Source organism: Cupriavidus sp. 21MJTG02-4 (assembly GCF_057798975.1).
Genome location: NZ_JBYOJP010000005.1, coordinates 429,789 through 441,870 on the forward strand (window position 1 = coordinate 429,789; position 12,082 = coordinate 441,870).

At 67.2% G+C, this 12,082-nt stretch carries 14 protein-coding genes and 1 pseudogene; 11 read left to right on the forward strand and 4 right to left on the reverse strand.

Going from position 1 to position 12,082, the window contains the following annotated elements:
- Positions 1 to 56: 56 nt before the first annotated feature.
- Positions 57 to 1,170: pseudogene (locus AC3FKH_RS13650) on the reverse strand (sigma-54 interaction domain-containing protein); the annotation flags it as partial.
- 273 nt (positions 1,171 to 1,443) lie between these two features.
- Here AC3FKH_RS13650 and AC3FKH_RS13655 point away from each other — a divergent pair.
- The 10 genes from AC3FKH_RS13655 (at position 1,444) to AC3FKH_RS13700 (ending at position 9,259) form a co-directional block, all read left to right on the forward strand.
- Entirely contained in the window at positions 1,444 to 2,337 is an 894-nt protein-coding gene (locus tag AC3FKH_RS13655; protein WP_488676245.1) for an MBL fold metallo-hydrolase, read from the forward strand.
- Between the two features lie 79 nt (positions 2,338 to 2,416).
- A complete protein-coding gene (locus tag AC3FKH_RS13660) occupies positions 2,417 to 3,715 on the forward strand; it encodes an NAD(P)/FAD-dependent oxidoreductase (protein ID WP_488676247.1) in 1,299 nt (432 codons plus the stop codon).
- A gap of 6 nt (positions 3,716 to 3,721) precedes the next feature.
- Positions 3,722 to 4,525: a sulfite exporter TauE/SafE family protein gene (locus AC3FKH_RS13665; protein WP_488676249.1), complete on the forward strand. Its 804-nt coding sequence runs from the start codon at positions 3,722 to 3,724 to the stop codon at positions 4,523 to 4,525.
- A 91-nt stretch (positions 4,526 to 4,616) separates the two neighbouring features.
- Entirely contained in the window at positions 4,617 to 5,324 is a 708-nt protein-coding gene (locus AC3FKH_RS13670; RefSeq protein WP_488676251.1) for a DUF2076 domain-containing protein, read from the forward strand.
- 156 nt (positions 5,325 to 5,480) lie between these two features.
- Positions 5,481 to 5,762 carry a hypothetical protein gene (locus tag AC3FKH_RS13675; protein WP_483710579.1) on the forward strand — a complete coding sequence of 94 codons (282 nt, stop codon included), beginning with the start codon at positions 5,481 to 5,483 and terminating at the stop codon, positions 5,760 to 5,762.
- Between the two features lie 148 nt (positions 5,763 to 5,910).
- Complete coding sequence (locus AC3FKH_RS13680) at positions 5,911 to 6,924, forward strand: FUSC family protein (RefSeq protein ID WP_488676253.1); 1,014 nt, start codon at positions 5,911 to 5,913, stop codon at positions 6,922 to 6,924.
- Between the two features lie 167 nt (positions 6,925 to 7,091).
- Positions 7,092 to 7,316, forward strand: coding sequence for a DUF2188 domain-containing protein (locus tag AC3FKH_RS13685; protein WP_488676255.1), 225 nt, complete (start codon positions 7,092 to 7,094; stop codon positions 7,314 to 7,316).
- Positions 7,317 to 7,397: 81 nt separating this feature from the next.
- Positions 7,398 to 7,949 (forward strand): CinA family protein, encoded by a 552-nt coding sequence (locus AC3FKH_RS13690; RefSeq protein WP_488676257.1) that lies wholly within the window; start codon positions 7,398 to 7,400, stop codon positions 7,947 to 7,949.
- Positions 7,946 to 8,176, forward strand: a complete 231-nt coding sequence (locus AC3FKH_RS13695) for a hypothetical protein (protein ID WP_488676258.1) — start codon at positions 7,946 to 7,948, stop codon at positions 8,174 to 8,176. The genes AC3FKH_RS13690 and AC3FKH_RS13695 overlap by 4 nt, the downstream gene beginning before the upstream one ends.
- 99 nt (positions 8,177 to 8,275) lie before the next feature.
- Complete coding sequence (locus AC3FKH_RS13700) at positions 8,276 to 9,259, forward strand: chemotaxis protein CheB (protein WP_488676260.1); 984 nt, start codon at positions 8,276 to 8,278, stop codon at positions 9,257 to 9,259.
- Between the two features lie 154 nt (positions 9,260 to 9,413).
- Here the strand turns inward: AC3FKH_RS13700 and AC3FKH_RS13705 are convergent, their stop codons facing one another.
- The 3 genes from AC3FKH_RS13705 to AC3FKH_RS13715 form a co-directional block, all read right to left on the reverse strand.
- Positions 9,414 to 9,563, reverse strand: coding sequence for a hypothetical protein (locus tag AC3FKH_RS13705; RefSeq protein WP_483710572.1), 150 nt, complete (start codon positions 9,561 to 9,563; stop codon positions 9,414 to 9,416).
- Positions 9,564 to 9,585: 22 nt separating this feature from the next.
- The gene (locus tag AC3FKH_RS13710) at positions 9,586 to 10,107 is read right to left on the reverse strand and encodes a hypothetical protein (RefSeq protein ID WP_488676262.1); all 522 of its coding nucleotides are present in this window, start codon (positions 10,105 to 10,107) and stop codon (positions 9,586 to 9,588) included.
- A 246-nt stretch (positions 10,108 to 10,353) separates the two neighbouring features.
- On the reverse strand, positions 10,354 to 10,818 hold the full coding sequence (locus tag AC3FKH_RS13715) for a hemerythrin domain-containing protein (protein ID WP_488676264.1): 465 nt from the start codon (positions 10,816 to 10,818) through the stop codon (positions 10,354 to 10,356).
- 588 nt (positions 10,819 to 11,406) lie between these two features.
- On the opposite strand from AC3FKH_RS13715, the gene AC3FKH_RS13720 reads away from it, so the two are divergent.
- On the forward strand, positions 11,407 to 12,082 hold a 676-nt coding region (locus tag AC3FKH_RS13720; protein WP_488676266.1), incomplete at its 3' end, for an IS110 family RNA-guided transposase.

The following is a 12,082-nucleotide window of genomic DNA, read 5'->3' on the forward strand; positions in this document are numbered from 1 at the left end:
TTGCCATGCGATCTCGCCCGGCGAACCCGCGCGTACCGGCGTGGCCCGCCCCTGCAATAGTTCAGGCGGCAAATCGCGGGCGCGGATCACGCCGTCATCGGCGAACAGCATGGCGCGCTCGAGCACATTGCGCAGCTCGCGGATATTGCCCGGCCACGCGTGCGCGCTCAGCCGTGCCGCGGCGTCGTCGTCGATGCGCAGGGTACGGTCCACCGGCAGTGCGCGCCGCAGCAGCGCCTGCGCCAGCAGCGGGATGTCCTGCCACCGCTCGCGCAAGGCAGGCAGGTGGATGGGAAACGCGTTGATGCGATACAGCAGGTCCTGCCGGAATGTGCCCTGCACCACCATTTCCTGCAGCGGCTTGTGCGTGGCCGCCACCAGGCGGAAGTCGGCAGCGTGCGTTTCCAGTCCGCCCACGCGGCGGAACGTGCGCGACTCGATCAGGCGCAGCAGCTTGACCTGCATGGCCAGCGGCACGTCGCCGATCTCGTCGAGGAACAGCGTGCCGTGCTGCGCGGTTTCGACCAGCCCGGGCTTGCGCGACTGCGCGCCGGTGAACGCGCCCTTTTCATAGCCGAACAGCTCGCTCTCGAACAACGTCTCGGACAAGCCCGAGCAATCCACCACCACGAAGGGGCCGGAGGCGCGGTCGCTGGCGTCATGCAGGGCGCGCGCGAACATCTCCTTGCCGGTGCCGGACTCTCCTTGCAGCAGCACGGGCAGCGCGGACGGCGCCACGCGATGCAATTGTTCGAGCACCGCGTTGAACGCGGGCGAGCGTCCGACCAACCCGCCCTCGCTGACGCGCGCGGACGCGCTCCTGACGGTATCGAGCCGTTCGACAAAGGCGACGATGCTGCCGTCGGCGCCCACGATGGGCCGCAGCTCGACATCGACATGCTCGGGGCCGCGCGGCGTGTGGTGAACGTGCAGGACGCGGTCGCTGCCCAGGGTCTCGCGCGCCTTCTGCATCGGGCAGTGCTCGCCGGCGCGGTCGCAGGGCACGTCGTACTGGTGCGAGACCTGGTAGCACTTCCTGTCGACGGTCTGGGTCCCGTTGCGCGCGAACTGCCGCTGGTAGGCGGCATTGGCCGCGACGATGTTGTAGTCGGGATCGAGCACGATCATCGGCTGCGCCTCATGTTCGAGGAAGGCGATCAGCGGACGCATCGCGTCGGCCTGGACCGGCGCGTTGCCGGTCTCGGAAGGGATAGTTTTGGGGGGCGCCATCATTGTGGGCAGACCACTGCCATGGACTGCCAGTTACTGCCAGATGGCAGAGGAGTATGCCATAGGGACACGCTGGAAGCGGCATTCCAAAACGGCTTCGACCTCTCTTTCCCTTTGATTTCCCTGGAGAACCCGCCCTGACCGCGCCACAAGCGGTGCAGCAGGCACGGAAATTGATCCTCTACGGCCCATAACATCAACTGGCAGACAAAATTGGCAGCTACCCCCTCCGCCCCCCGCCTTGCCGTAGAAGGCTTCTTCGACCCTCGCACCAGCACCGTCAGCTATCTCGTACTGGACGAGGCATCGCGCCAGTGTGCCGTCATCGACAGCGTGCTCGACTATGACGCCAGCGCCGGCCGCACCAGCACCGCCAGCGCCGACCCATTGATCGCGCGCGTACAGGCGCTCGGCGCCACGGTCGCGTGGATTCTCGAAACCCATGTCCACGCCGACCATCTCTCCGCCGCGCCGTATCTGCAGGCACAGCTGGGCGGCATGACCGCCATCGGCAATCACATCACCACCGTGCAGGACGTGTTCGGCACGATGTTCAACGCCGGCACCGCGTTTGCGCGCGACGGCAGCCAGTTCAATCGCCTGCTGGCCGACAGCGACCGCCTGCGCATCGGCGGGCTGGAGGTCAAGGTGCTGTCCACGCCGGGCCATACGCCGGCTTGCCTCACCTATCTCGTCAGCGACGGCAGCCGGCCAGCCGCCTTTGTGGGGGACACGCTGTTCATGCCCGACTACGGCACCGCCCGCTGCGACTTTCCGGGCGGCGACGCACGCACGCTGTACCGCTCGATCCGGCGCATCCTGTCGCTGCCGCCGCAGACCGAGCTCTACCTGTGCCATGACTACCAGCCCGGCGGCCGCGAACTGTGCTTCCGCACTACCGTGGCCGAGCAGCGCCGCGCCAACCTGCACGTCCACGACGGCGTGACCGAAGACGATTTCGTCGCCATGCGCACGCAGCGCGATGCCACGCTCGGCATGCCCGCACTGATGCTGCCGTCCGTGCAGGTCAACATGCGCGCCGGCCACCTGCCGGAGCCGGAAGACAACGGCTTGCGCTACCTGAAGATCCCGCTCAACGCGGTCTGAAGCCCGTGCGGCCCGGCCGCCTCTCTTCCGCCGCCTGCCGGCGGCGGGCAGCACTTACCCTCAAGGAACGCCCCCAAACATGGATCCTCGCCCCCAAGATCCCCGCTCTGCCGAGCATGCCAGCCACGCCCCGGCCGCCAAGGTCATCGACAGCACGCACCGCGTGGTCATCATCGGCGCCGGTGCCGCCGGCATCGCCGTGGCCGCCAGCCTGCTCGCGCGCGAGCCCGGGCTGGATATCGCACTGATCGACCCCGCGCAGCACCACTACTACCAGCCCGGCTGGACCATGGTGGGCGGCGGCGTCTTCAAGGCCGCCGCCACCGTGCGCCCAATGGCGGACTGCATTCCGCCGCAGGCGCGCTGGATCCGCGCCGCGGTGGCGGCGTTCGACCCCGAGCGCAACGAAGTGCGGCTCGACGACGGCCGCATCGTCCGCTATGAGCAGCTGATCGTATGCCCCGGCCTGCAACTCGACTGGGACGGCATCGAGGGCCTCGTGCAGGCGCTGGGCCGCAACGGCGTGACGTCGAACTACCGCTTCGACCTGGCCCCCTACACGTGGCAGCTCGTCGGCGCGCTGCGCGGCGGCAAGGCGCTGTTCACGCAGCCGCCGATGCCGATCAAGTGCGCCGGCGCGCCGCAGAAGGCCATGTACCTGGCCTGCGACGCCTGGCGCCGCCAGGGCACGCTGGGCGCCACGCGTGTCAGCTTCCTCAACGCCGGCGCCGCGCTGTTCGGCGTGGCGGATTACGTGCCGGCGCTGATGTCGTATGTGCAGGCATACGGCATCGACCTGCGCCTGCAACACCGGCTGACCGCCATCGACGGTGCGCGCCGGCGCGCGCGCTTCGTGCGCACGCTGGCCGACGGCACCACGCAGAATGTCGAAGAAGACTTCGACATGATTCACGTCGTGCCGCCGCAAAGCGCGCCCGGCTTTATCAAGGCCAGCCCGCTCGCGGATGCCGCCGGCTGGGTCAGCGTCGACCCGGCCACGCTGCGCCACCCTGCGTTTGCCAACATTTGGGCGCTCGGCGACGTGACCAACACCAGCAACGCCAAGACCGCCGCCGCCGCGCGCAAGCAGGCGCCGATCGTCGCGCACAACGTGCTGGCCAGCCTGGGCCACGCGCAGGGCCTGGCGCACTACGACGGCTATGGCTCGTGCCCGCTCACGGTCGAGCGCGGCAAGATCGTGCTGGCCGAGTTCGTCTATGGCGGCAAGGTCAAGCCGACGTTCCCGAGCTGGTTCATCGATGGCACGCGCCCTTCGCGCGCGGCGTGGATGCTCAAGGCCAACGTGCTGCCGTCGCTGTACTGGGAGGGCATGCTCAAGGGCCGCGAGTGGCTGGTGCGGCCGGCAGTGGTCGGATAGCCCGCGATGGAAGCCACTCTCCTGACCGCCGCGCTCGGCGGCGTGATCGGCGCCATCCTGGCCGCCACGGGCGCCGGCGGCGGCATCCTGGCCGTGCCGATGCTGGTGTTCGGCCTGCATCTCGGCGTCGCGCAGGCCGCGCCCATGGGACTGATTGCCGTGGGAATGTCGGCTGCGGTCGGTGCGGGACTCGGCTTGCGCGACGGCATCGTGCGCTATCGCGCCGCGGCGCTGATCGGCGTGCTCGGCATGGCCGTGGCGCCGCTCGGCGTGGCGCTGGCCGGGTGGCTGCCCAATGCGCCGCTGATGGCGGCGTTCGCGCTGGTGCTCGGGCTGAATGCCTGGCGCACCTTGCGCAAGGCTGGCACGGTGGCAGCGCCTGCGGAACCACCGCCGTGCATGCTGCAGCCGCAGCGTGGCCGGTTGCTCTGGACGCGTCCGTGCGCACGCGCGCTGGCCGCCATCGGGGCGCTGTCCGGCTTGCTGAGCGGGCTGCTCGGCGTGGGCGGCGGCTTTGTCATCGTGCCGGCGCTGCGCCGCTATACCGACCTGCCCGCGCGCAGCGTCCTGGCCACGTCGCTGGCGGTGATTGCGCTGGTGTCGGCGGGGGCCATCGCGGCGGCCACCCCGCGCGGCCGCGTGGACTGGGGCATGGCCCTGCCCTTCGCGCTTGGCGCGGTGGCGGCGATGCTGGCAGGCAGGCGTTTCGTGGCTGCGGCGGCGCCGGCACGGCTGCAGCGCCTGTTCGCACTGGTAAGCATGGCGGCAGCCGTGCTGATGCTGTGGCGCGTTATCGCGGGCGTTGCCTGATGATCGGACGACCCGTTTAAGTTTCGCTTAAGTCTCAGCCCATAGACTGCTCGCGTACCCAAGCACCGGATCGCCCGGACAGGAGAAACTCATGGCCCCCCAGGAACTGCAGGCACTCGAAACCTTTCTGACCCAGCTTGTGCAGGCCCGCGCCAACGCCAGGGACCCGCAGGCCCAGCAACTCATTGCCGAAGCCGTGGCGCGGCAGCCTGACGCGGCCTACCTGCTGGTCCAGCGCGCCATGCTGCTCGACCACGCGCTCGCCTCGGCGCAGGCGCAGGTTGCATCGCTGCAAGGGCAGCTCGCCGCCGCGCAGGCCAACGCAGGCAATGGTGGCTTTATCAGCGCGCAGAACGCATGGGGCAACACGCCTGTGCAGATGGCACCCGCGCCGCAAGTCATGCAACAGCCTGTGCCACAAGCAATGCCACAAGCGATGCCACAAACGATGCCGCAAGCCGCGCCGGTCCAGGCATCGCGCCCGGGCTTCCTCGGCGGCGGCTTCGGCAGCGCGCTGGGCAGCATCGCCACTACCGCGGCCGGTGTGGCTGGCGGCGCGTTCCTGTTCCAGGGCATCGAGAACCTGTTCCACCACAACAGCGGCAGCGGCTTCCTCGGCCAGTCGGGCTCGGGCCAGGCACCGTCGGAGACCATCGTCAACAACTACTACGGCAACGACGACGCGGCCTTGTCGGGCAATGGCAATACGGCCTCGGCAAACGGCTTCCTGGACGATGGCGGGCTGTCCGGCGGACTCGACGACGGCGGCTTCTTCGACGACGATTCGTCGCTGGCGTAAAGCGCACACGGCGCAACGCGCACTGGCAGGAAGCTTCCCCTGGGCTAGGGCCAGATGCTATGTTGGCAGGACGGATGCGAGGCAGGCCGCGTCGCCCGCGCGAAGCGACCTGCCCGTACCGCACATTCGCGCCCGCCATCCAGGGGAGGACATTGCATGCGCGCACGCTTGCGCCCGCCCACCGAAGGATTCCGCTGGCTGTGGCAGTTGTCTGCGGCCGGCTGGGGATATTGCGGCCTGGCCTACGCAAGCGCCGGACGGCTGCCGCCGCACTGCTGGCCGGCAAGGTCCGGCATGCCGCTGCGCGACCGGTACTCGTCGCGCCGGACCTCGCTGGTGCTGTTCACGCTCGCCTACCGCAAGGGCGTTGCGCCCGGCGGTGCCGCGCCGCCCAGTGAAATCGTGTCGTGGCGCAACCAGGCGTGGATAACGGCCTAAGGGCCTAAGGACCTAAGGACCTGGCAGCCCGCACTCGCCGCGGTAGCGAAGCGCCATCGCGCCAGCTCTCGCGGGCAACGCCAACGCGCGGCTTGCGGCCACGCGGCGTGACGTACACTGGGCATTCGCCCCCTGCCGCCACGCGACCATGCTCGATCTCCTGCGCAAGACCACCGATGTGCTGTTCGCTACGAACCGCCGTTTCCGCCAGGCCAGGCAGTTCCATGCAATTCGCGTCGCGCTCGCGCTGCTGGTTTCGATCGCGCTGACCACCGGCATCGACATCCCGCACGGCGAGTGGGCCACCATTACCGTGCTGGTGGTGATCGGCGGGCTGCAGCACCACGGCAATATCCGCCGCCGCGCTGCCGAGCGCGGCCTGGGCACGCTGATCGGCGCGCTGGCAGGCCTGGCGCTGATCGTGCAGCAATCGTATGTCGGCTTGCCGCTGCTCACCTATGCGCTGATGGCCGTAATCTGCGGCTACTGCGCGTACCACGCGATCGGCAAGGGCGGTTATATCGCGCTGCTCGCGGCGATCACAGTGGTGATCACGGCCGGACATGGCAACCAGAATGTCTATGACGCGCTGTGGCGCACCGTCGATGTGTTCATCGGCACGGCGATCGCGCTGGTGTTTTCGTTCGCGCTGCCGGCCTATGCCTCCTATGCCTGGCGCATCCGGCTGGCGGCGCTGCTGCGTGCGAGCGCGGCGGTCCACCGCAGGATGCAGAGCGGCTTCACCGATGCCGCGGAACAGCGCACGGCCATGCTCGACCTCGGCACGCGGCTGATCCCGTTGCGCGGACTGATTCCGTCCGTAGCCAAGGAGACCGGCGTGCCGGCCGCGGAGTTCGAAGAGATCCAGCACGCCGCGCGCGTCTGCATCAGCGCGCTGGAACTCATGGCCGCGATCGAACAGGAAACCGGCCTGCGCGAGGGCGAAGACCCGGGCATCGAGCCCGCGCTGCTGTCGATGGCCGAGGCGCTCGAGACCGGGCAGGCGCCATCGCCGGCCTCGTCAGCAACCGCCGCCCAGGCCGACCCGCTGCCAGGCCCGCTCCCGTTCATGGCGCGCCAGCTCGCCGCCGACCTGGCCCGCATGCGCGCGCGCCTGGACCGGCTGGGCGCGCAGCACGGCTTTCCCTACGGAACGCGATAGCCCGCACAGGTGCCCCGACCGCGATCGCATCGATACGCACATCGGACCTCCGTGGCCCCATGCGCTTGTCCGCCAATCGCCTACGCCCTTGTCAGACGCGCGCCGATTGCCCCGCTGCCTCGTCCGGTGAATTAATCAAGGTGAACGGGACAACCGGAGGTACCGGAATGAAGTCCATGGACGTGCATGTCGTGCCGGCGCAGCAAGGCTGGGCCGTCGAGGAAGCCAGCAGCCCGGCCAGCCGGAAGCTGTTCGCGACGCAGGAAGATGCGATCGAGGTCGCCACCGAGATGGCCCGGGAGCGTCGCAGCGAGCTGTTCATCCATGGCAGGGATGGCCAGATCCGCAGCCGCAGCTCGTTCGGCCATGATCCGCTCCATATACGGGGCTGATGTCCCCGGCGCACGCAGTCGGGATGCGATTCTGGCGTGGAGCTTGCTGCGAGTGTTGCGCACAACCCTGCGGAGCCAGCCATGGACCCGATCGAGGAAACCGCCCGCTTCCTGCAGCGGCGCGGACTGCGACTGGCCACGGCCGAGTCATGCACGGCCGGCCTTATCGCTTCGCACATCGCCGATGTGCCCGGCTGCGGCGGCACGTTGCAATGTGCCATCGTGGCCTACTCGCCTGATGCCAAGACGCAGATCCTCGGCGTAACCGACACGCTCATCGAACGGCACGGGCTGACCAGCGAGGAAGTGTCGCTTGCCATGGCACAGGGCGTATTGAAGATCAGCCGGGCCAACGTCGCCGTGGCCAATACCGGCGTGGCCGATGATGGGGCGCCGGACGGCACGCCGCCGGGCACGCAGTGCTTTGCGTGGCTGATCCGCCTGCCGGCGCGCGCTGCGCTGCCCCTTGCATTCACCGAGACCAGGCGCTTTCGCGGCAACCGCACCGAGATCCGCGAGGCGGCAGCCTTATGGGCACTGCAGCGCATTCCGCACTACTACGCGCTGGCAACTTCTACCGGCACGCCGCCCGAAACGGCGCCCATCCTTACCGATATCGAGCACCACTCATGATTTCCACCAGACAAGCACCTGAAAAGCATCCGTCGGACCACACCCCGCAATCCCCGCAAGCCCCGGACACCGTCGAGGTGAAGGTCTCCGGTGAAGGCAACGGCCTGGTCGATGACGAGACCTCGGGCTCGATGCCCTTGCCGGACCCCGGCAAACCGGTCGACTCCCGCAAGACGGCCAACCAGGCCAACGGTGGCGAAGGCGACGAAGACGCGACCAGCCAGTAAAGCGGGCGAGATGGCGCACGGGCCGCCGCACGTTGACGGGCTCCCCGACAGCCACCATGGCATGGCGAATGCGTGGAGGGTGGTATGACTGGAGCTGAGATGAACAAAAATGTCGTCACGATCGGGGGTTCGCGCGGTGCGTTCGCCGTACTGCGGAACGTGGTGACGGCCCTGCCCGCGAAAATCGACGCCGCCATTTTCGTCGTGCTGCACGTGGGCAAGCACAAGTCGGAACTGCCATCGCTGCTGAGCCGCTGGGGCAAGTTGCCCGCATCGTATCCAAGCCATGGCGATCCCTGGCACCACGGGCATATCTATGTGGCACCGCCTGACCACCACATGATGATCACGGAGGATACGATCCAGCTTTCCCGCGGTGCCAAGGAGAACTTCAGCCGCCCCGCGATCGATCCGCTGTTTCGCTCCGCGGCCGTGGCGCTTGGCGCGCGCGTGCTCGGCGTGATTCTCAGTGGCGATCTCGACGACGGTGCCGCCGGGCTGGCCTTTGTTCGGGCATTCGGCGGGCGCACGTTGATCCAGAACCCACACCAGTCCGAGGCGGCGTCCATGCCGCAATCGGCCATGGAGGCAGCCGGCGCCGACGCCACGGCGGGCCCCGGGGAGCTCGGTGAAGCGATCCTGGCCATGCTGAGCGCCGGCATCGAGGGCGAACGCAAGCCCATGCGGGAGAAAGACATGCGAGCACTGCGAACCGAGGCCGCTACCTCCGAAAGCGCAATCGGCGCCTATGAGGCGCTGGACAGCATTGCTTCGCGCGCGACGATCACGTGTCCCGACTGTGGCGGAGCGATGTGGCAGCTGCGCGACGGGCATCCGCTGCGCTTCCGGTGTCATACCGGCCATGCCTTCAGCGGCCTGGCTTTGACCACTGCGGAGGACAAGGCCGCCGAGCAGGCGATGTGGACGGCGCTGCGCACGCAGAAGGAGGCGCTGGCGCTGGCGCGAATCCGCGCGACGCAGGCAAAGGCCGACGGCAACCATGACGCCTACCAGCTCGAGCAGTCGCGCATCCAGCAAAGCGAACGGCTGCTGAAGATCCTGCACACCGCGATGTCCACATGAGCGCGAGGTGCGCCGCGGTGCCGCTGCGGCCATGACGATACGCGTCGGCATCTCAACGCACCGTTCGACGCGCGCAGGCTGCGCGAGCGGCTCGACCGGACCGGGCATTGAAGACTGGCGCTGCCGTGATGGAGGGAAGCCAGCCGCGCCGCCTCTACCATGCGAGCCGTGGCGACAGGACAAACAGCAGGTAGACGAACCCCACGACGCACAGCAAGACCAGCAGTGAAAGATAGAAGCGGCTGCGCCCATGCGGATCTGTCTTGCGGTACAGACGGTGTGACTTCTCGAAATGCGGCCTCATGGCAGCGCTCCGCATGGCCGTTTCATGACGCGCGTCCGGCCGCGGGCTCTGTGGCCACGCGCAATTCGCTGCATAACACGCAATCCGGCAGGCATTCAATGGCCACCGCTTCGACGCGCAGCTTTGTGGCGAGGTCGCGCACCGTGCCGCGCAATGTCCAGACCCCGTCGTGGAATTCGGCCTGGACGATGCCGGGATCGACGATCCCGGCCAGCTCGATTTCCAGCCGTTCGCGCAGCCGCGCTTCGCTGGCCGGCACTGCCGTACGCACGCCGTCTCCGTCGAACTGCCCGGGCAACGGTTCGGGCAATCCGCTGCGCCCGGCCGGTGTCGGCCCCGGCGCATTGGCCGGCGCGACACCATACATGCCGTAGCGCTCGACGCCCGCCGGCTCGTTGAGGCCCGACGGTACATAGGGCTGCACGGGCTCGTTGTCGTGACTGGCAGGCTTGACGTCGCCGGCCGCGGCGTGGCCGTGATCGTCGCTCACCGCGCTGTGGCCACCATAGCGGTAGTCGGTCAACCTTGTTCTGTCTTCAGGCATGGTGCGGACTCCAGGAGATCCACCGTGATCCACACGGCTCTGATCTTCTGCGAGCAACGTTCGTACCATGCCGGGCATGCATGACGTGACCGCATATCGTATTGGCCCCATTTTGGCCTGGCCGACTTCATCGGCCGGAATCAGCCGGGCCACTTTCAAGCTGGCGGTAGTTCTTGCGCCGCCGTTGAAGAAAAGGGGTACGGGAGTTGCGTGCGGCAGCGCCTGTGTCGGGCGCCTGGTCCCGCGTCAGGCATGCTCGCCCAGCAACTCCGTTTTGCGGGCCTCGAGCTGCTGCGCGACATCGGCGAGATCGACCTTGGCCTGGATGACGGCGGGGAACAGTTCGTTCTCCTCTTCCTCGACATGGTGGCCGACATACTCGGACAGCACCGTATATCGTGCCTCGAGCATTTCCGGCTCGCCGGACTCGATCTCCGCGATCAGGTCCTTGGCGACGCCGTGCTCGACCTTTGCCTCATCGAGCATGTCGTCCATCTTGTCGTTCACGCCGCGCAATGCGGGGTAGAAGATCTCTTCCTCGATCTGCGCATGGACCGTAAGCTGGCGGCAGGTCTCCGCCGCAATGGATTGTTTGTCGGCATCTTCCTTGGCGTCCTGGAACTGCTTGAACAGCTTCTTCACGTCACGATGATCGTCGGCCAGCAGGCCGAGGGCGGCACGTTGCCCGGTGGGTATTTTCGATTTGTCCATGATGTCGTCCCTGCAATGGAGATTGAGCCATTGGCGCGCCCGCAGCGCAGGACGCCCCGCCCGCCAGCAGCAAAATGCGTTCCATGCGGGGCGCTGCGCGCACGGTGAAGACCGGGGGATGGGAACGGAAGAAACGGAAGCGCCAGCATCTGCGCCGTTGATGCCCCCGACCAACCGACTACTGAGCCGCGTAGCAGCCGCAGGCGATGATGCGATAGCGCTAGCAGTGTCGGGCCACGGACAGTTTCGGGGCTGGTTCAATCATTGTTGGAGAGCCTGCATGCGGACGCGCTCCACGCGGCAGGCAGCCGGGCATTCTCTGAAGTTCATACCCGTACGAAATTCTCCGCACGCTACGATCAATATTCGCCCGTTAGGGCAAGTAAACGCGTTTTTCTGCTTACTCTTTTGTCGCTTGGACAAAAGAGATGGAATGAACGCGCCCCGCTCCCCCTCGAACGACACGGGCAAAGTCCGTGGCACATCGAACGAAGCGTGACCGGCGGAAGGTGGGCCCTCCATCACGAAACGGCATCGATGTGCCAGAGTGGGAGTGTGACCAACCACGCGAGGATGGAGGGACCCGAGATGAATACTACAACCTACGGCCTGGACATTGCAAAGACCGTCTTTCAGCTCTATTGGGTCGAGCCTGACGGAAAGTGTTTCAACCGGCGATTCAATCGCGTCAAACTGCTGGAGTTTCTCGCCAAGCGTCAGCCCGGGCGTATCGCACTCGAAGCGTGCGGCAGCGCACACTGGTGGGCGCGCCAGCTGCGGGCCTTGGGTCACGAACCGATGCTGCTGCACGCCGGCTATGTACGTCCTTTCGTGCAGACCAACAAGACCGATGCGGCCGATGCCAAAGCTATCTGGACTGCCGCGCAGCAGCCAGGCATGCCAGTGGTGCCCCCCAAGACCGAGCCGCAGCAGTGCATCCTCAGCCTGCACGCCATGCGCCGTCTACGCGTGAAGATGCGCACCATGCTGGTCAATCAGTTGCGTGGCACGCTGTTCGAATTCGGTGTCTACTTCCCGCGCGGTCTGCGTACCGGCCTGCACGAGATGGTGCAGCAAATGGCTCACATCGAGCAAAACGTGCCGCCGATGCTATTTGAGGTCGTGCGTGATCAATTGGAAAGTATCGAACGGCTCGATCAGGAGATTGGACGTCTGGATCAGCGCATCGAAGCCTGGGGATGGAAGAATCAGGCCTGCAAGACTATTCTCGCCATCCCGGGCATCGGCATGCTCACGGCGACAG

What these genes read in the sequence shown, in the direction of transcription:
- AC3FKH_RS13685 (WP_488676255.1), top strand. Translation starts at nt 7,092, where the DNA reads ATGAAGTCCATGGACGTGCATGTCGTGCCGGCGCAGCAAGGCTGGGCC.
- AC3FKH_RS13670 (WP_488676251.1), top strand. Translation starts at nt 4,617, where the DNA reads ATGGCCCCCCAGGAACTGCAGGCACTCGAAACCTTTCTGACCCAGCTT.
- AC3FKH_RS13680 (WP_488676253.1), top strand. Translation starts at nt 5,911, where the DNA reads ATGCTCGATCTCCTGCGCAAGACCACCGATGTGCTGTTCGCTACGAAC.
- AC3FKH_RS13710 (WP_488676262.1), bottom strand. Translation starts at nt 10,107, where the DNA reads ATGCCTGAAGACAGAACAAGGTTGACCGACTACCGCTATGGTGGCCAC.
- AC3FKH_RS13660 (WP_488676247.1), top strand. Translation starts at nt 2,417, where the DNA reads ATGGATCCTCGCCCCCAAGATCCCCGCTCTGCCGAGCATGCCAGCCAC.
- AC3FKH_RS13690 (WP_488676257.1), top strand. Translation starts at nt 7,398, where the DNA reads ATGGACCCGATCGAGGAAACCGCCCGCTTCCTGCAGCGGCGCGGACTG.
- AC3FKH_RS13695 (WP_488676258.1), top strand. Translation starts at nt 7,946, where the DNA reads ATGATTTCCACCAGACAAGCACCTGAAAAGCATCCGTCGGACCACACC.
- AC3FKH_RS13675 (WP_483710579.1), top strand. Translation starts at nt 5,481, where the DNA reads ATGCGCGCACGCTTGCGCCCGCCCACCGAAGGATTCCGCTGGCTGTGG.
- AC3FKH_RS13665 (WP_488676249.1), top strand. Translation starts at nt 3,722, where the DNA reads ATGGAAGCCACTCTCCTGACCGCCGCGCTCGGCGGCGTGATCGGCGCC.
- AC3FKH_RS13705 (WP_483710572.1), bottom strand. Translation starts at nt 9,563, where the DNA reads ATGAGGCCGCATTTCGAGAAGTCACACCGTCTGTACCGCAAGACAGAT.
- AC3FKH_RS13700 (WP_488676260.1), top strand. Translation starts at nt 8,276, where the DNA reads ATGAACAAAAATGTCGTCACGATCGGGGGTTCGCGCGGTGCGTTCGCC.
- AC3FKH_RS13715 (WP_488676264.1), bottom strand. Translation starts at nt 10,818, where the DNA reads ATGGACAAATCGAAAATACCCACCGGGCAACGTGCCGCCCTCGGCCTG.